Origin of the sequence: Bradyrhizobium sp. 87 (assembly GCF_023073015.1) — a bacterium.
Taxonomy (GTDB): domain Bacteria; phylum Pseudomonadota; class Alphaproteobacteria; order Rhizobiales; family Xanthobacteraceae; genus Bradyrhizobium; species Bradyrhizobium canariense_D.
In genome coordinates this window covers 803,798-822,730 of record NZ_JADPIQ010000048.1, presented here as the reverse complement: position 1 = coordinate 822,730, position 18,933 = coordinate 803,798, and the positions used below count along the sequence as shown (strand labels likewise).

The window sequence follows — 18,933 nt, the reverse complement described above, 5'->3', positions numbered from 1 at the left end:
CGCCGGGCATCCACGTCGTCACACTAGAAAACAGACGTGGATGGCCGGGACAAGCCCGGCCATGACGGAATCGTTGCGAGGTCGGATCGCTAGCCCTGCACCGGCGGCCGTCCAACACTCTCATAGACGAAGCCGGCCGCAGCCATCTCCTCGGGGCGGTAGATGTTGCGCAAGTCGACAATGACGGGCTGTGCCATGGTTGCCTTCAGCCGGTCGAGGTCGAGCGCACGGAACTGCACCCATTCGGTGACGATCACGATCGCATCGGCGCCTTCCGCGCAGGAATAGGCGTCTTCGCAATAAGTGATGCTGGGCAGCTCAGTCTTCGCCTGCTCCATGCCGACGGGATCGAAGGCCTTCACCTTCGCGCCCATGTCGATCAGGCCGGTCACCAGCGGGATCGACGGCGCGTCGCGCATGTCGTCGGTGTCGGGCTTGAAGGTGAGCCCGAGCACGGCGATGGTCTTGCCGCGCAGCGAACCGCCGAGCGCCTGGCTCACTTTTCGCGCCATCGCCCGCTTGCGGTTCTCGTTGACCGCGAGCACGGATTCGACGATGCGCAAGCTCACGTCGTAGTCCTGCGCGATCTTGATCAGCGCCTTGGTGTCCTTTGGGAAGCAGGAGCCGCCGAAGCCCGGACCGGCGTGCAGGAACTTGGTGCCGATGCGGTTGTCCAGGCCAATGCCGCGCGCGACCTCCTGCACGTTGGCGCCGACCTTTTCGGAGAGGTCCGCGATCTCGTTGATGAAGGTGATCTTGGTCGCGAGGAAGGCGTTGGCGGCGTATTTGATCATCTCGGCGGTGCGGCGTTCCGTGAACATCAGCGGCGCCTGGTTCAGCGACAGCGGACGATAGATATCGCTCATCACCTTGCGGCCGCGCTCGTCGGAGGTGCCGACGACGATGCGGTCGGGGAATTTGAAGTCGCGGATCGCCGCGCCCTCGCGCAGGAATTCGGGATTCGAGGCGACGACGACGTCGGCTTTGGGATTGGTCTCGCCGATGATGCGCTCGACCTCGTCGCCGGTGCCGACCGGAACGGTCGACTTGGTCACGACGACGGTGAAGCCGGACAGCGACTGCGCGATCTCTTTCGCAGCGGCATAGACGTAGGACAGATCAGCATGGCCGTCGCCGCGGCGCGACGGCGTGCCGACCGCGATGAAGACAGCATCGGCATCCGCAACCGGCTTGGACAAATCGGTGGTGAACTCCAGCCGCTTGGCCTTGACGTTGGTCGCCACCAGCTCGTCGAGCCCAGGCTCGTAGATCGGGATCTCGCCGCGATGAAGGGCCGCGATCTTCTTCTCGTCCTTGTCGACGCAGATGACGTCGTGGCCGAAATCCGCAAAGCAGGCTCCGGACACCAGTCCCACATAGCCCGTGCCGATCATAGCAATGCGCATGAAAAACCCTGTTTGGCTTGGTTAACAAAACCCCAATTCCACGGCGGTTTAGCATTTTCCCGGGGTGAGGGAACAGCCCGCGTGCAAAAAACGGCACAGCAATTGTACCAGTAAAGAAATCGTAAGCCGCAAGGCGGCAAACTGCTCCGCGTTCACACAGATGCTGGCGGAACACGCCTCGAAAAGAGACACCATGGCACCATCAGGCACAATCGCCGCGAGCGGGGGACTCAAGGCCCCGGCTGCTGCGCGCGTCGATTGGGTCGATTACGCCAAGGGCATCTGCATCGTCATGGTCGTGATGATGCATTCGGTGCTGGGGGTCGAGCTTGCCGCCGGCGAGACCGGTTTCATGCATGTTTTGGTGGCCTTCGCGAAGCCATTCCGGATGCCGGATTTCTTCCTGATTTCGGGTCTGTTCCTGTCACTGGTGATCGACCGGGACTGGCGAACCTATCTCGACCGCAAGATGGTGCATTTCGCCTATTTCTATGTCGTCTGGGTGACAATCCAGTTCGGCTTCAAGGCCCCCGCATTCGCAGCGGAAACGAGCTGGCGCGACGCCGGATTGCTATATCTGGAATCCTTCGTCGAGCCGTTCGGCACGCTATGGTTCATCTACCTCCTGCCGATCTTCTTCGTCGTCACAAAACTGACACGGCGCATGCCGCAGCCCGCGATATGGCTCGTCGCGGCCGCGCTGGAGACGGCGCGCATTTCGACCGGCTGGACCGCGATCGACGAGTTCTGCGCGCGCTTCATCTATTTCTATTCGGGCTATCTGTTCGCGCCCTACGTGTTCGCGCTGTCGGACCGCGCGCGCAATCATCCCGCATGGGCGCTGACAGCGCTCGCGACATGGGTGCTGGTCAATGCCGGCCTCGTTGCGCTCGGCGCCAGCGAATGGAAAATCGTATCGCTCGTGCTCGGCTTCGCCGGCGCCTGCGCCATCATCACGATGGGCACGCTGCTCGCGCGCGTGCAATGGCTGAATGTCTTCCGCTTCTGCGGCGAGCATTCGATCGTGATCTATCTCGCCTTCTTCCTGCCGATGGCGGCGACACGGACGCTGCTCTTGCGCACGGGCATCATTCCCGACATCGGTGCGGTGTCGCTGATCGTGACCATCGCCGGCGTGATCGGCTCGCTCGCAATCTGGCAGATCGCACTGCGCCTTGGCGGCAACTTCCTGTTCGAGCGGCCCGATGCGTTCTGGATCGCGCCGAAGAAGACAAGCGCGGTGTTGCAGGCGGCGGAGTGATACTCTGCTGTCATCCCCGCGAAGGCGGGGATCCAGTATTCCAGAGGGCAGCAGTCGTATACGGAGAAGCCGCAGCGTACTGGATTCCCCGCCTTCGCGGGGAATGACAGCGGGGGATGCGGGAAATGACAGTGGGGATAGCGGCATCCGCAAGCCAAAAATCCACCTCCCAAGGCTGTCAAATCCCGCAAAAATTCATACATTGCGGCCATGCCCAAGAGCTCCCCAAAGACCACCGCCCAAGCTGACACCAAGGCTGCCGCGCCCAAGGCCGCCGAAACCAAGCCCGCTGCTGCGACAGCTGCTGCCAAGCCCGTTGCCGCGAAGGCGGCCGGCAAGGGCGATCATGTCTTCCTGGTCGACGGTTCCGGCTACATCTTCCGCGCCTACCATGCGCTGCCGCCGATGAACCGCAAGTCCGACGGCTTGCAGGTCAATGCCGTGCTCGGCTTCTGCAACATGCTGTGGAAGCTGTTGCGCGAGATGCCCGAGGACAACCGGCCGACCCATCTGGCGATCATTTTCGACAAGTCGGAAATCACCTTCCGCAACAAGATCTATCCTGAGTACAAGGCACACCGGCAGCCGGCCCCGGACGATCTGATCCCGCAATTTTCGCTGATCCGCGAGGCGGTGCGCGCCTTCGACCTGCCTTGCCTGGAACAGGTGGGCTTCGAGGCCGACGATTTGATTGCGACCTATGTACGGCAAGCCTGCGAGCGCGGCGCAAGCGCGACAATCGTGTCCTCCGACAAGGACCTGATGCAGCTCGTCACCGACTGCGTCACCATGTACGACACCATGAAGGACCGCCGCATTGGCATCCCCGAGGTGATCGAGAAGTTTGGCGTGCCGCCGGAGAAGGTGGTGGAAGTGCAGGCGCTGGCCGGCGATTCCACCGACAACGTTCCTGGCGTGCCCGGCATCGGCATCAAGACCGCGGCGCAGCTGATCGTCGAATATGGCGATCTCGAGCAATTGCTGTTCCGCGCCACCGAAATCAAGCAGCCGAAGCGGCGCGAGGCGCTGATCGAGAACGCCGAGAAGGCGCGCATCTCGCGGCAGCTCGTATTGCTCGACGACAAGGTCGACCTCGACGTCCCGTTGGACGATCTCGCCGTCCACGAGCCCGATGCGCGCAAGCTGATCGCGTTCCTGAAGGCGATGGAGTTTTCCACGCTGACGCGCCGCGTCGCCGAATTCTCGCAGATTGACCCGGCCAACGTCGATGCAGATCCCGGCTATTCCAGCGGCGCCAGCGTCTTCTCGCCGCTGCCGCCTTCGGACGTCGTGCCGGCCCCGGGACCCGGCGCGCCGGCGCAAGTTCCGGTGGGCCAGCGCAACCCTTCGGCGAGCAAGGAGGACAAGGCCGCGAGTCCGAAGGGCGCGCCGATTTCGCTCGCCGCCGCGCGGGAAGAGGCTTTGCGCAAGCTTCCGGTCGACCGCAGCAAGTACCAGGCCATCAAGACGCTCGCGGAATTGAACGCGTTCATCGCGCGCATTCACGATGCCGGCCATGTCGCGGTCGAGATCCGGGGAAACTCGATCGATCCGATGCAGGCCGACCTCTGCGGTATCGCGCTGGCGCTGGCGCCGAACGAGGCCTGCTACGTGCCGCTGGCGCACAAGCAGTCCGGCGGCGGCGCCGGCCTGTTCGACGCGGGCCTCGCGCCCGACCAGGTCAAGCACACTGATGCGATCGAAGCGTTGCGGCCGGTGCTGGAATCACCAGGCATTCTCAAGATCGGCTTCGAAGTCAAATTCACCGCGGTGATGCTGGCGCAGCACGGCATCACACTGCGCAACACCGATGATGCGCAGCTGATCTCCTACGTGCTCGATGCCGGCCGCGGCTCGCACGCGCTGGAGCAACTGTCCGAGCGCTGGTTCGGTCACGCGATGCTCAAAGACAACGAGCTGCTCGGCAGCGGCAAGGGCAAGATCACGTTCGACCAGGTGCCGATCGACAAGGCCGCGTCGCTGTCGGCGGAAGGCGCCGACGTGACCTTGCGCGTCTGGCGCGTGCTGAAGCCGCGCCTCATCGCCGAGCACATGACCACGGTCTACGAGACGCTGGAACGCCCGCTGGTCGCGGTGCTCGCACGCATGGAGCGGCGCGGCATCTCGATCGATCGTCAGGTGCTGTCGCGTCTCTCCGGCGACTTCGCCCAGACTGCGGCCCGTGTCGAAGCCGAGATCCAGCAGATCGCGGGCGAGCCGGTCAATGTCGGCAGCCCGAAGCAGATCGGCGACATCCTGTTCGGCAAGATGGGACTGTCGGGCGGCACCAAGACCAAGACCGGCGCGTGGTCGACCACCGCTCAGGTGCTCGACGAACTCGCCGAGCAGGGCCACGAGCTCCCGCGGAAGATCCTGGAGTGGCGCCAGGTCTCTAAGCTGAAATCGACCTACACCGACGCGCTGCCGACCTACGTCAATCCCCAGACCCACCGCGTCCACACGACCTACGCGCTGGCCGCGACCACGACGGGCCGACTGTCGTCGAACGAGCCGAATTTGCAGAACATTCCGGTGCGCACTGAGGACGGGCGCAAGATCCGGCGCGCCTTCATCGCAACGCCAGGGCACAAGCTGGTCTCCGCCGACTATTCACAGATCGAGCTGCGGCTGCTCGCCGAGATCGCCGACATTCCCGTGCTGCAGCAGGCGTTTCGCGACGGTCTGGACATTCACGCCATGACGGCATCGGAAATGTTCGGCGTGCCGATCAAGGGCATGCCGAGCGAAATCCGGCGCCGGGCCAAGGCGATCAATTTCGGCATCATCTACGGCATTTCGGCATTCGGCCTTGCCAACCAGCTCGGCATCGCGCGCGAAGAGGCCTCCGCCTACATCAAGAAATACTTCGAACGCTTCCCCGGCATCCGCGCCTACATGGACGAGACGCGCGACTTCTGCCGGAACCACGGCTACGTCACCACGCTGTTCGGACGGAAGATGTACTATCCCGACATCAAGGCTTCGAACGCCTCGGTGCGCGCCTTCAACGAGCGCGCCGCGATCAACGCCCGGCTCCAGGGCACCGCCGCCGACATCATCCGCCGCGCCATGACGCGGATGGAGGATGCCCTGGTCCTGAAGAAACTGTCTGCGCAGATGCTGCTGCAGGTGCATGACGAATTGATCTTCGAGGTACCGGACGCGGAGGTCGAGGCGACGCTCCCCGTCGTGCAGCACGTGATGCAGGACGCGCCGTTCCCGGCCGTGCTGCTCTCGGTGCCGCTGCATGTCGATGCACGCGCAGCGAACAATTGGGACGAGGCGCATTGATCGGACGGTACCGCCCCGGCGAAGGCACACGCACAAGCTGAATTGTCCTCCGAGCAATTGCGCGATGGCCCCACTGCGCCACGCATATTAGAACCGTGCCGTCTCCCGCACCGGTTCAGCCATGCCCCACGCCTCCGCCCTGCTCGGCTTCGCTCTCGTCTGCCTCGGCCTCGTGCTCACGCCCGGGCCGAACATGATCTACCTGATCTCGCGTTCGATCACGCAAGGGCCTGCGGCGGGCATCGTCTCGCTCGGCGGCGTGGCGCTCGGCTTCTTGTTCTACATGCTGTGCGCGGCATTCGGCATCACGGCGCTGCTGCTCGCCGTTCCCTTCGCCTATGACGCGCTGCGCTTTGCCGGCGCGGGTTATCTGTTGTGGCTGGCCTGGCAGGCAGTGAAGCCGGGCGGGCGCTCGCCGTTCCAGGTGAAGCAGCTTGCGATCGACAGCCCGCGCAAATTGTTCGCGATGGGGTTCGTCACCAATCTGCTCAACCCGAAGATCGCGATGCTTTACCTCGCGCTGCTGCCGCAGTTCATCGATCCCACCGCCGGCAGCGTGCTGGCGCAGTCAGTGGTGCTCGGCGCGATCCAGATCGCGATCAGTGTCAGCGTGAATGCGATGATCGCGCTCGCGGCCGGGTCGATCGCGCTGTTTCTCGCAAGCCGGCCAAGCTGGATGCTGGTCCAGCGTTGGCTGATGGGCACGGTGCTGGCCGGGCTTGCGGTGCGGATGGCGGTGGAAGCGCGGAAGGTGTGATTTTCCCCTCTCCCCGCTTGCGGGGAGAGGGAGAGAAAGATCAATCTAGCTTCGCCTCCATGCCCCGCTTCACCGCCGGGCGGGCCATCAGGGCCTCGTACCAGCGCTTGACGTTGGGAAAGTCGGCCAGGTCAACCTTGTGGCGAGGGTGACGCCAGGCCCAGCCCAGGATGGCAAAATCGGCGATCGAGAGCTCGCCGGCGACGAAATCGCTGGACTCCAGCCGGCGGTCGAGGACGCCGTAGAGCCGTCGCGTCTCGGCCATGTAGCGCTTGAGGCCGTAGGCGCGGTCCTGCTCGTTCTCGAGCGCGATGAAATGGTGCACCTGGCCCGGCATCGGCCCGAAACCGCCCATCTGCCACATCAACCATTCATAAACGGGAATGCGGCCCGAAAGCGATTTCGGCAGAAATTTGCCGGTCTTTTCGCCGAGATACAGCAGGATCGCACCCGACTCGAAGATGCTGACGGGCTTGCCGTCCGGGCCATCAGGATCGACGATCGCGGGGATCTTGTTGTTGGGTGAGAGCTTCAGGAACTCCGGCGCCATCTGTTCGCCCTTGCTGATATTCACCGGGATCCCCTTGTAGGGCAGCCCCATCTCCTCCAGCGCGACCGAGATCTTGCGGCCGTTCGGCGTGTTCCAGGTGTGCAGCTCGATGGTCATTTGTCGCGTGTCCTTGCCCAGCCTTCTTGCAGGTTTTCTTGCCCGAGATATCCGGCATCCACCTACCCCAGAACGTTGCACCCCCACAACCGGCCGCCCGGGATGGCCGATCCCTGTTGACGGGGGAAGCCCCCTCTGGAATGTCGAGGCCGTCGCGGATAAATTCCGCCACCTCCAAAAATGCTCCCGAGGGCCCGCCGTGTCTAAATCAGCCTCCCGCGCCCGCCTGTTCGAGATCATCCGCCGGCGCTCCTTCGGCCGCGGCGAGGTGACGCTCGCGTCGGGCCGCAAGAGCGACTTCTACTTCAACCTCAAGCCGACCATGCTCGACCCGGAGGGTGCGACCCTGCTCGCCGAGTTGACCTATGAGGCGCTGAAGGATGACCAGCTCGATTTCATCGGCGGGCTTGAGATGGGCGCGGTGCCGCTGGCCGGCGCGCTGGCGCAGATCTCCTGGATCAAGGGCCATCCCATCGCGGCCTTCTTCGTGCGCAAGAAGCCGAAGGAGCATGGCGCGAAGCTTGCGATCGAGGGGCTGCCCAGGGGCGAGACGCTGGAGGGCAAGCGCGTCGTGATCGTCGAGGATGTCACCACCACCGGCGGCTCGGCGATGAAGGCCGTGGAAGCGGTGCGCGAGACCGGCGCGGAAGTGGTGCTGGTGCTGACCATGGTCGACCGCGAGGAAGGCGCCGACGACACCTTTGGCGCGGCCGGGCTGCCGTTCCGCTCGCTGTACAAGGCGTCGGAGTTCTTGAAGGCTTGAGCGGCTAGACTTTTTCCGCCGTCGTGCCCGGGCTTGACCGGGCATCCACGTCTTTGCCGCACCAGAGATCCTGGATGGCCGGGACAAGCCCGGCCATGGACGAGGTCCACCCGTCCGGCGACACCGCTCCTCCCCCCTCAACCGCTCATTTACCATCCCGCCTTATGGTGAATCATGTGCTGAGACCTGATGGTCCCGGCCGGTTGGGTAGCGCCGGGTGGAGTAAGCGTTTGCGTACAGTCATGTCCCATGCGCGCCGGTGGCGTCGCGCGATGCTCGTAGCCGCCACATTGGCAGCACCGCTGGTTGCGGCTCCGGCCCCGGTTTCGGCCGAAGGCCTGTTCGACTTCTTCTTCGGCGGAATGCAGCAGCAGCAGCGGCCGCAGCGTGAGGTGCCGCAGCAGCCGAGCTCCTACGCCGATCCATTCACCGGCCAGCAGAACGGCGCAAGTCCGCCATACGTGCCGCCGACACGTTCGGCTGCGGCCGGCGGCTCGGGACCGGCGTTCTGCGTGCGCAGCTGCGACGGCAAATATTTTCCGCTGATGCGCGGTCTCACCTCGCCCGCGCAGATGTGTCAGGCGTTCTGTCCTGCAAGCGCCACCAAGATCTATTTCGGCTCCTCGATCGACGGCGCGGCGTCGCAGACCGGCGAGCGCTATGCCGATAGCGAGAACGCGTTCGCCTATCGCAAGGCGCTGCGCGCCGACTGCACCTGCAACGGCCGCGAGCCGGTCGGCCTTGCTCCGGTCGATCTGGCGCTGGACTCGTCGCTAAAGCCCGGCGACGTGATCGCCACCAGCGACGGTCTCGTCGCCTATACCGGCATCCGCGTCGGCAACGACCAGGCCGCGGACTTCACCCCGGTCGCCTCCTATCCCGGTCTCACCGCGCAGGTCCGCGCACGGCTCGGCGAGATGAAGGTGGCGCCGGTGCGCGCCGACACGGTGGCGGCGGATGCCCCTGCCGCGGAGATCGTGCGCGAGACGCTCCCCGACGTGACGGTGCCGAAAACGCAAAAGCCGGCGAAGCGGGCTGGGCTGGACTAGCTCAGGCTCGTCTGTAGCCAAGCCGTCATTGCGAGCGACTTGTCCGCCGAAGCTCGAAGAGCGAAGGCGGAAGCGAAGCAATCCAGTCTGGCTCCGTGGAGGCACTCTGGATTGCTTCGTCGCAAGAGGCTCCTCGCAATGACGGAGGATGGTGGGTCACCGTCCGATGATCACGCCGATCACGTTCGGCGCCGCCAGATATTTCTCCTCGATCGCCGCGCGCGCGGCGGCGCGGTTGTCTGCCGTGAGCAGGCCGCGCTTCTCGGCTAAAATCATCCAGCAAAAACCCCACCAGTCGGTGAGCATGCCTTGGTCGTCGACGAGATCATAACCCTGCTCGGCGGCGAAGATGCGCGCATGCGCTTCGTCAAGCGTGTCGAGGAACAGATGGTCCTGCGCCGAAAACAGATCGTCGCTGACGTCGTCGATGGTGTAGCCCCAGATCGACTGGCACACCGCGTTGAACTCGCGGTCGAACTGGTCGTCGTCGACCGCGTGGCGCCGCGCCGCCTGATGCAGCCGCGACAGCGAGCGCGCGAAATCGGCGATCCTGGTGAGGGCAAATTGATCGAAGGCAATGGTGGACATGTAGTCCTCGCGAAGTCTGGCAGACGCTAGATATGGTGTCGGCAACACGCCGAATCACAATGATATATCAAAGACTTGCTAAAGTGTTCTTAATTTGTTCTGATGTTAGGCGCGATTGTTGGAGAGCGTCGTCCTGGCGAAAGCCAGGACCCATTACCCCGGTCAGTGTTGCTTTTGCGGGTTGGGCCATGAGCACGAGCAGCTACTTCGTCTACATTCTCGCAAGCCGCCATCACGACACGATCTATATCGGAATCACCAACGACGTCCGCGCGCGGCTTGAGCTACATCGTTCGGGTCGCGGCTCGAAGTTCGTGCACAAGTATAAAATCTTCCGCCTCGTTCATGTCGAAGCCTACGCAACACTGCAGGAGGCGATCGCGCGCGAGAAGCAGCTCAAGTTCTGGAAGCGGGACTGGAAGATCAAGCTGATCGAGGAAGAAATCCCGATTGGAATGATCGGTCAGGCCTCATCTGACAGGCGGGTAATGGGTCCTGGCTTCCGCCAGGACGACACCTTCTTCGTTGCACCAGCCCCTGCTCAATTCGCCGCTGACATCAACTTATCCCCGCACGCGCTTGCGTAAAATTTGCCGCCGCATTGGCGCTTGATGGCGGCGCAGCGGGCGGCGGAGGATGCGTTTTGCGGAAGCGTGACGGCGCAGCTCAGGCCGTCGGCGCTGCGGCCGATCTTGCCGGCGGCGAAGGCGGCGCTGGACGCGGTGATGCAGACGACGAGGAAGGTGGCGGCGGCGATTTCGATCAGCCGTCGCGTCACAGGTCTCATCAGAGAGTTCATCGGGCGCCTCCTCCACACTGATGGCTGAATTGGCCGCCATTCTAGCACCAAATCCACGTTTCCCCGTATGCGTCCGGGTTCCCAAATCGGCCCGTTCCTTGCATAATTTTACGCCAAACGCAGTGCACGGTCGCACCAGCAATGGTTCCGTACAGAGGCAAGATGCGTAGGGTCAGTAGTGTTCTCGCGACCAGGAAGTGACGACTTTGCAAGATTCATCGTTCCAGCCCAATTTCTCCGCCCCCAACCAGCCCATCGACGAACTCGCTCTGGCTGAGATCAAGGGCGCGATCCTGGCGAAGCTGCGCCTTGCCATCGGCAAGGATGCGGGCATGGCCACCAAGCACGACTGGTACCAGGCCGCGGCGCTGGCGCTGCGCGATCGCATCGTGCATCGCTGGCTCACGGCCGAGAAGCACAGCTACGATGCGGGGCGCAAGCGGGTCTATTATCTCTCGCTCGAATTCCTGATCGGCCGCCTCTTCAGCGACGCGCTGAACAATATGGGGCTATTGAAGATCTTCGAGGTCGCGCTCGGCGATCTCGGCGTTTCCTTGCCTGAGCTGCGCAAATGCGAGCCGGACGCGGCGCTCGGCAATGGCGGCTTGGGCCGTCTCGCCGCCTGCTTCATGGAAAGCATGGCGACGCTGTCGATCCCTGCGATCGGCTACGGCATCCGTTATGATTACGGCCTGTTCCGTCAGATCATCAATCAGGGCTGGCAGCAGGAATATCCGGACGAATGGCTCGGCTTCGGCAACCCTTGGGAATTGCAGCGGCCCGAAGTGATCTATGACATTCGCTTCGGCGGCGGTGTCGAGCATGTCGAAGACAAGGGCCGCGATCGCGCGATCTGGCATCCGTCCGAGACCGTGCAGGCGATGGCCTATGACACGCCGATCGTCGGCTGGCGCGGCCAGCACGTCAACGCGCTGCGGCTGTGGTCGGCACGCTCGCCCGATCCGTTGAAGCTCGATGCCTTCAACACCGGCGACTATGTCAGCGCCAGCGCCGAGCAGTCGCGCGCGGAAGCGATCTGTAAATTCCTCTACCCGAACGACGAGAGCCCGGCGGGCCGCGAGCTGCGCCTGCGCCAGGAATATTTCTTCGTCTCGGCTTCGCTGCAGGACCTGATCAAGCGGCACCTTGCGTCGGACGGCCAGCTTCGCAGCCTGTCGAGCAAGGTCGCGGTGCAGCTCAACGACACCCATCCGAGCCTGGCCGTCACCGAGCTGATGCGGATCCTGATCGACGACCACAATTTCCGCTGGGACGAGGCCTGGAAGATCACGGTCGCCACGCTGTCCTACACCAACCACACGCTGCTGCCTGAGGCGCTGGAGACCTGGCCGGTCGAGCTGTTCGAACGGCTGTTGCCGCGGCATCTCGAGATCATCTACCGCATCAACGTGCAGCATCTCGCGCTCGCAGAGGCGCGCGCCCCCGGCGACATCGACTTCCGCGCCTCGGTGTCGCTGATCGACGAGCGGAGCGGCCGGCGCGTGCGCATGGGCCAGCTCGCCTTCGTCGGCTCCCACCGCATCAACGGCGTCTCGGCGATGCATTCGGACCTGATGCGGGAGACCGTGTTCCACGACCTCAACCATCTCTACCCCGGCCGCATCACCAACAAGACCAACGGCATCACCTTCCGCCGCTGGCTGATGCTGGCGAACCCGAAACTGACCGATCTGTTGCGCGAGACCTGTGGCGACGCCGTGCTCGATGATCCGACGCAGCTCAGCCTGATCGAGGCCCGCGCCAGCGACGTCGAATTCCAGAAGAGGTTCCGCGCAGTCAAGCTTCACAACAAGACGGCGCTGGCGCGCCTGATCGGCGAGCGCCTCGGCATCAAGGTCGACCCGAACGCGCTGTTCGACGTGCAGATCAAGCGCATCCACGAATACAAGCGCCAGCTTCTCAATGTCATCGAGACGGTCGCGCTGTACCAGGCGATCAAGGACGACCCCAACGGCAACTGGGTGCCGCGGGTGAAGATCTTTGCGGGCAAGGCGGCGGCGAGCTACCGCTACGCCAAGCTGATCATCAAGCTGATCAACGACGTTGCGGAAGTCGTCAACAACGACCCCGCGATCGGCGGCAAGCTCAAGGTCGTCTTCCTGCCCGACTACAATGTCAGCCTCGCCGAGGTGATCATTCCCGCGGCCGACCTCTCCGAGCAGATCTCGACGGCCGGCATGGAAGCCTCCGGCACCGGCAACATGAAGCTGTCGCTCAATGGCGCCCTCACGATCGGCACGCTCGACGGCGCCAACATCGAGATCCGCGACCATGTCGGCGCGGAGAACATCGCGATCTTCGGCATGGAAGCCGGCGATGTCATGATCCGGCGCAAGCAGGGGCTGGACGCCTCCGACGTGATCCGCAATTCGCCGAAGCTCCAGCGCGCCATCAATGCGATCGGCGCCGGCGAATTCTCGCCCGGCGATCCCGGCCGCTTCGAATCGATCGCGCATGCGCTGCGCTATCTCGACCATTACATGGTCAGCGCCGACTTCGATTCTTATTACGAGGCGCAGCGCAGCGTCGATGCGCGCTGGCAGGTGGCGCCGGCCTGGACCCGCGCCTCGATCCTCAACGTCGCGCGCATGGCGTGGTTCTCCTCCGACCGCACCATTCGCGAATACGCCGAGGAGATCTGGAACGTGCCGGTCAACCCCACCACGCCGCTGCTGCCGACCTTGCGCGACGTCGCGGGCTGAATTTCCGCGACGTGAAATCGGTTACTCACGAGGTAATTGCACAAGCCGGCGGCGGACGTGATATGACGTCCGTCATTGAACGCCGGATCGAATAATGCACGCCAAGCTCCCGCACCCTTTCGACGACGCCACCCGCGTCACCGCCGGTGACTCCAGCTGGCAGGGACACACCAGCGACGATTACTGGGCCTTTGTCGGCCCGTTCGGCGGCGCCACCGCCGCGACTATCCTGCGTGCGCTGATCGAGCATCCGGAACGTGCCGGCGACCCGCTGGCGCTCACCGTGAATTACTGCGCGCCGATCGCGAAGGGGCCGTTCGATCTGGACGTGCGGCTGGTGAAGGCTAATCGCTCCAGCCAGCACTGGAGCGTCGAACTGTCGCAAGGCGGCGGCGAGGTCGCAACGCTCGCCACCGCCGTGTTCGCCGAACGCCGGCCGTCCTGGGAGCACAGGGTGGCGCAATATCCCGATGCAAAGCCGTTCGAAGAGACGATGCCGTTCCCGAAGATCGCGGCGTCCTGGGCCAACCAGTACGAATTCCGCTTCGTCGAGGGCGAGATGCGGATCGGCCCGCTCAAGCCCGAGCTCGCCAGCACTTACTCAAAGCTCTGGATCAGTGATCGCGAACCGCGCAAGCTCGACATGCCGTCGCTGATGTCGATGTCGGACGCCTTCTTCGGCCGCATCTTCCACGCGCGACGCGAGCTGGTTCCGTTCGGCACGGTGTCGCTGACGACGTATTTCCACACTGACAGCGAAGAGCTCGCCGCCGAGGACATCACGCGCGTGCTGGCGACGGCCGATTCAAAGATCATGCACAAGAGCTACGCCGACCAGAACGCCGAGCTGTGGTCGCCGAACGGAAGACTGCTCGCGACCACGACGCAGATCGCCTATTTCAAGGCGTAGCTGCTTCCGCGAGTTCGCCATCAATCCAGACTGTTTCCGCGGAGGGATTCTGGATTGCTTCGCTGCGCTCGCAATGACGGTGGAGAGACATCTTGAAAAGCAAAAGGGCGGCCTCGCGGCCGCCCTTTCGAATTTCAAACGACGCAAGCTTACTCCGCCGCGAGCTTCACGTCCGGTGCAGCGGCGCGGACCTCGGCGTCGACCTGGGCTTCGAACTTGGCAAAGTTCTTCTGGAACATGCCGACCAGCGCGCGGGCGGTCTTGTCGAACTCGTCCTTGTCCTTCCAGGTGTTGACCGGGTTGAGGATCTCGCTCGGCACGCCCGGCAGCGCGGTCGGGACCGCGAAGCCGAAATATTTATCGGTGCGGAATTCGACGTTGCGAAGCGAGCCGTCGAGGGCCGCGGTCAGCAGCGCGCGCGTCACCTTGATCGGCATGCGCGAGCCGGTACCGTACTTGCCGCCGGTCCATCCCGTGTTGACCAGCCAGCAGTCGACATTGTGCTGGGCGATCAGGTCGCGCAGCATGTTGCCGTAGACGGAGGGGTCGAGCGGCAGGAAGGGCGAGCCGAAGCAGGTCGAGAATTCCGGCTGCGGCTCATTGCCGAGACCGCGCTCGGTGCCAGCGACCTTGGCGGTGTAGCCCGACAGGAAGTGATACATCGCCTGCGCCGGCGAGAGCTTGGCGATCGGCGGCAGCACGCCGAAGGCGTCGGCGGCGAGCATCACCACGTTCTTCGGCTGCGGTGCGCGGCCGGTGCGCGAGGCGTTCGGGATGAACTCGAGCGGATAGGCCGAGCGCGTATTCTCGGTCTTGGAGCCGTCGTCGAAATCGACCACGCGGGTGTCTTCGTCCAACACGCAGTTCTCGAGCACCGCGCCGAAGCGGGTCGAGGCGGCATAGATCTCGGGCTCGGCTTCCTGCGACAGCTTGATGCACTTGGCGTAGCAGCCGCCTTCGAAGTTGAAGACGCCGTTCGGGCCCCAGCCGTGCTCGTCATCGCCGATCAGCGTGCGGTTCGGATCGGCTGACAGCGTGGTCTTGCCGGTGCCGGACAGGCCGAAGAAGATCGCCGCATCGCCCTTGGCGCCGACATTGGCCGAGCAATGCATCGGCATCACGCCGCGCTCGGGCAGATAGTAGTTCAGCGTGGTGAAGACCGACTTCTTCATCTCGCCGGCATAGTAAGACCCGCCGATCAGCACGATCTTGCGGGCGAAATCGATCGCGACGACATTCTCCGACTTGCAGCCATGGCGCTTCGGATCGGCGCGGAAGCTCGGCATGTCGATGATGGTGAGCTCGGGCACGAACGCCGAGAGCTCGATCGCCTCGGGACGGATCAGCAGCGTGCGGATGAACAGCGAGTGCCAGGCGAGCTCGGTGAAGACGCGGGTCTTGATGCGATAAGCCGGATCGGCGCCGCCATAGAGGTCCTGTGCGAACAGCGACTTGCCTTCGGCGTGCTTGAGGAAGTCCTGGTAGAGCGTCTCGAACTGCTCTGCGGTGATCGACTGGTTGCCGGCCCACCACATCTTCTTGTCGGTGGTGGCGTCACGCACCGTGAATTTGTCCTTGGGGCTGCGGCCGGTGAACTCGCCGGTGTCGGCGCAGAGCGCGCCATCGGCCGACAGCACCGCCTCGCCCGCGGAGAGCGCGTATTGATAGAGTTGCGGCGCACCGAGGTTCCAGTGAACCTGCTTGAGATTCTTTAAGCCGAATTTGTCGGCGCCGAAGGCACCGTTGCGCACGCCCGTCTCTTGCACGAAAAATCCTCCTAGAACCCACTCAGCGCGATCATGCTTGGCGCCGCCGCGGTCACCGTGATTACAGGCCGTTCGGCCTCGGTTGGAACGACCTAATACTGATGAACGCTGGCGTTGCCAAGCTGATCCCTTAGGATTTGGTTTATTCAAGGACCGCGCCAAACGTCGCGCATGTCAGCTCTGAGCAGGCGCATCAAAAAATCGACAATGATCGCGCAACCAAATGTGCGTTTCGGCGTTTCCTGAGGTTATTGCAACGCACAATGTCCAAGACAGCTGAAGGACAATCGCAGCCCGCCCTATCGTACCGCGCCTTCGCCGATGAGCGCGAAGGGCCCCCACATCGCTGGATAGGCGTTGCGCGGAGACGAGGTGTCGTCAACGTAGGTTAACATCGCGCGGCGCAAGGCTTCGGCACGCCCGATTTGTGGTTCGTTTTTGAGCAGCTCGAAAGTCATCGTGGTCAGGCGGGTGGCAGCTTCCGAATCCACGGCCCAATGCGAGACCAGGAGCGCGCGCGCACCGGCGTAGAAGAACGAGCGCGCCAGTCCCGACAGGGCCTCGGCGCCGGGCTTGTCGCCCGCGATGGTGTTGCAGGCCGACAGTACAACCCAATCCGCATTGAGCTTGAGCTGAGCGACTTCACTCGCGGTGAGTAGACCGTCGTCGAGTTCAGTGGGCTGATCGGGAATGGAGAGCGCGAGCGAGGGCTCACCCAGTCCCTTGATGTCGCCGGCAACGAGGCCGTGGGTGGCAAAGTAGATGATGCCGTATTGAGCAAGCGCTGCACGCTTGAGCGTCGTCTCGCTGGCGTCGCGGCCGAGATGAATGTCGGCCTCGGAAGCCCCGACATCCCTGGCCACCGCGTTCAACTCATCGGCGGTGTCGGGCAGTTGCGGCAGCGCCTGCGCAAGCCGCGCGCGATCGACGCCGGCACCGCGCCAGAAATCACTATAGGCGATGGTCGCGATGCTGCGCGCGGCGACCTTGCCGTTCGCGGCGCGCCGCTCGGCGGGCCCTTCCAGTGCAGGATTGAACACGGGATCGCCGAAGCCGGTCATCGGCTTCACGCTTTGATCCCGACGCGCGAAGGCCCGCAGCGATTTCAGACTGCCCACCGACGGCAGCACCGAGACGGCCTGGCGCCGCAGCAGCCAGGCGGCGCCGCGATAGCCTTCGAGCGTGTCCGGGATCGCAGCCTGCGGCTTCTCCGTGACGAGCAGATGAAACGGCAATGCGGTCAGCGCAGCCGACGGCACCACCAGCAGGCTGTGCTTGTGCTTTGTCAACGCCTCGACCGGACCGAGCAGCGCGACATGGAGCTCGTTGGCGAGCGCCAGATCGAACAATCCGGATTTGCCGGAGGCGTCGCGCGCTTTGCCGACGTCGAGTCCCTTGCGGAATGCCGTCACCTTCTGCGTCAGCGCATCCGCGCCGAGTGGGATGGCCTTCCAGTCGACGCCCTCGCGCGTGATCGCGATGACACAGCTCTGCTTGTCGACGACGGAATAGAGCACCATCGCCTCGTCGGCCGACAGCAGCAGCCGGATGTCCTTTGCCGTCAACGGCAGCGGATTGGAGAGTGACGCGTAGTCGGGAAACTCGACCGCGAGCGTCTTCTGCAAGCCCGCACGCTCGTTGGCAATCATTGCAATCCGCGCGCGGCTGCGCTGTTCGGTTGCGAGATCGCGCTGCGCGGATTGCTTCGACACTGCGGCAACGATCGCCTTGTCGAGTGCCTCTGACTCAGCCGCGAGATCCTGATCCCGGCGCACCAGCTCGGCGAGCCGGTCGCTGCCGGCGGCAAGCCGAACCGCGAGCTTGTTCACGGCGGATGCGGCGGAGGATTGCGTGCCGCGCTGGATCGCGGCGAGGGCCTCGTCGAGCGCCTTGTCGCCGGACAGCAGATCTTGTTGGCGCGCGGCGAACAGGACCGGCAAGACGATGCGCAACTGGGCGCGATCGCCCCGAAGAGTCCTTTCCGCGAACGGCAATGCGTCCGCGGCGCGCCCGGCCACGTAGAGGAAATAAGCCAGATTGCCGGTCGAGGTCATGACCTCGGGATGATCGGGCCCGAGTGCATTTTCGCGGATGACCAGCGCGCGACGATAGAGCGGCTCGGCGTCACCGTAGCGCTGCTGGTGCTCGTAGAGGCCGGCGAGATTGTTCAGCGAGCGGGCGACGTCGGGATGATCCGGTCCCAGCACCTTATCCCGGATCGCGAGCGAGCGCTTGATCGGCGCTTCCGCGTCCGCATCGCGATTGAGATCGCGATAGACCTGGCCGAGATTGTTCAGGACGGTGGCCACCGCCGGATGCTCGGAGCCGCCAGCCTTCTGGTAGATCGCGAGCGCCCGCTGAAACAGCGGCTCGGCTTCGGCATAGTGCTGCTGCTTCACATAGAGCGTGGCGAGATTATTGAGTGACTGGCCGACATCGGGATGCTCGCGCGACAATCCCTTCTCGCGAACGGCGAGCGCGCGCTTGAACAGCGGCTCAGCCTCGGCGTAGCGGCTCTGCCGCTGGTAGAGCGCGGCGAGGTTGCTCAGTTCGGCTCCGATCAACGGGGTTTCGAGACCGAGCGACTTTTCCATCAGCATGATGGCGCGCTTGTAGAGCGGCTCCGCCAGATCGTCGTGGCCCTGACCGGCATGAACCTGGCCGAGGTTGTTCAGCGCGGCGGCGAGTTCGCGACCTGTGTCGCTCTTCTCCAGGTTCGCGACCATACCTTGCGCCAAAGGCAGTGCTTCCGAATATCTGCCGGCGCTCATGAGGGTGTTGATCCGCGCGCTCTCCGCGGCGAGACCTTTCTGGGCGACGCTAGGCGTGACAAGCGATGCGGTGATCGCGAGCGTCAAACCCGCAACCAGCGTCCGTCTATTCCATTCTGTCATGACGCTCTCGCCGCCGCCTTCTGACCGGTAACGAACTTGGGTCGCGGCGATGGGCAGCA

Annotated in this window: 13 protein-coding genes and 1 pseudogene; 8 read left to right on the top strand and 6 right to left on the bottom strand. The window is 63.9% G+C overall.

The window, feature by feature from the left end:
- Window positions 1-89 precede the first annotated feature (89 nt).
- Window positions 90-1,406, bottom strand: a complete 1,317-nt coding sequence (locus IVB50_RS13380; RefSeq protein ID WP_018460041.1) for a UDP-glucose/GDP-mannose dehydrogenase family protein — start codon at window positions 1,404-1,406, stop codon at window positions 90-92.
- Between the two features lie 193 nt (window positions 1,407-1,599).
- On the opposite strand from IVB50_RS13380, the gene IVB50_RS13375 reads away from it, so the two are divergent.
- From IVB50_RS13375 to IVB50_RS13365, 3 genes are all read left to right on the top strand, one after another.
- A complete protein-coding gene (locus IVB50_RS13375; RefSeq protein ID WP_026233930.1) occupies window positions 1,600-2,667 on the top strand; it encodes an acyltransferase family protein in 1,068 nt (355 codons plus the stop codon).
- 210 nt (window positions 2,668-2,877) lie between these two features.
- Complete coding sequence (gene polA, locus IVB50_RS13370; protein WP_018460043.1) at window positions 2,878-5,958, top strand: DNA polymerase I; 3,081 nt, start codon at window positions 2,878-2,880, stop codon at window positions 5,956-5,958.
- 121 nt (window positions 5,959-6,079) lie between these two features.
- On the top strand, window positions 6,080-6,715 hold the full coding sequence (locus IVB50_RS13365) for a LysE family translocator (RefSeq protein ID WP_018460044.1): 636 nt from the start codon (window positions 6,080-6,082) through the stop codon (window positions 6,713-6,715).
- A 40-nt stretch (window positions 6,716-6,755) separates the two neighbouring features.
- Here IVB50_RS13365 and IVB50_RS13360 read toward each other — a convergent pair whose 3' ends face one another.
- The gene (locus IVB50_RS13360) at window positions 6,756-7,382 is read right to left on the bottom strand and encodes a glutathione S-transferase family protein (RefSeq protein ID WP_018460045.1); all 627 of its coding nucleotides are present in this window, start codon (window positions 7,380-7,382) and stop codon (window positions 6,756-6,758) included.
- 199 nt (window positions 7,383-7,581) lie between these two features.
- Between IVB50_RS13360 and pyrE the strand changes: the two genes are divergently transcribed.
- Window positions 7,582-8,145, top strand: coding sequence for an orotate phosphoribosyltransferase (gene pyrE / locus IVB50_RS13355; RefSeq protein WP_018460046.1), 564 nt, complete (start codon window positions 7,582-7,584; stop codon window positions 8,143-8,145).
- Between the two features lie 272 nt (window positions 8,146-8,417).
- Window positions 8,418-9,194: a DUF2865 domain-containing protein gene (locus IVB50_RS13350; RefSeq protein WP_083926594.1), complete on the top strand. Its 777-nt coding sequence runs from the start codon at window positions 8,418-8,420 to the stop codon at window positions 9,192-9,194.
- A 156-nt stretch (window positions 9,195-9,350) separates the two neighbouring features.
- Here IVB50_RS13350 and IVB50_RS13345 read toward each other — a convergent pair whose 3' ends face one another.
- On the bottom strand, window positions 9,351-9,782 hold the full coding sequence (locus IVB50_RS13345) for a hypothetical protein (protein WP_018460048.1): 432 nt from the start codon (window positions 9,780-9,782) through the stop codon (window positions 9,351-9,353).
- 188 nt (window positions 9,783-9,970) lie between these two features.
- Between IVB50_RS13345 and IVB50_RS13340 the strand changes: the two are divergent.
- Window positions 9,971-10,260, top strand: a pseudogene (locus tag IVB50_RS13340) (GIY-YIG nuclease family protein).
- Between the two features lie 63 nt (window positions 10,261-10,323).
- On the opposite strand, the gene IVB50_RS13335 reads toward IVB50_RS13340, so the two are convergent.
- Window positions 10,324-10,569 (bottom strand): hypothetical protein, encoded by a 246-nt coding sequence (locus IVB50_RS13335; RefSeq protein WP_240544159.1) that lies wholly within the window; start codon window positions 10,567-10,569, stop codon window positions 10,324-10,326.
- 218 nt (window positions 10,570-10,787) lie between these two features.
- Here IVB50_RS13335 and IVB50_RS13330 point away from each other — a divergent pair, with 218 nt between their 5' ends.
- Window positions 10,788-13,304, top strand: coding sequence for a glycogen/starch/alpha-glucan phosphorylase (locus IVB50_RS13330; protein ID WP_085384957.1), 2,517 nt, complete (start codon window positions 10,788-10,790; stop codon window positions 13,302-13,304).
- Between the two features lie 94 nt (window positions 13,305-13,398).
- Complete coding sequence (locus IVB50_RS13325) at window positions 13,399-14,214, top strand: thioesterase family protein (RefSeq protein WP_018460051.1); 816 nt, start codon at window positions 13,399-13,401, stop codon at window positions 14,212-14,214.
- Between the two features lie 149 nt (window positions 14,215-14,363).
- On the opposite strand, the gene IVB50_RS13320 is transcribed toward IVB50_RS13325, so the two are convergent.
- A complete protein-coding gene (locus tag IVB50_RS13320; RefSeq protein ID WP_018460052.1) occupies window positions 14,364-15,980 on the bottom strand; it encodes a phosphoenolpyruvate carboxykinase in 1,617 nt (538 codons plus the stop codon).
- A 299-nt stretch (window positions 15,981-16,279) separates the two neighbouring features.
- The gene (locus tag IVB50_RS13315; RefSeq protein WP_026233933.1) at window positions 16,280-18,874 is read right to left on the bottom strand and encodes a CHAT domain-containing tetratricopeptide repeat protein; all 2,595 of its coding nucleotides are present in this window, start codon (window positions 18,872-18,874) and stop codon (window positions 16,280-16,282) included.
- Between the last annotated feature and the right edge of the window lie 59 nt (window positions 18,875-18,933).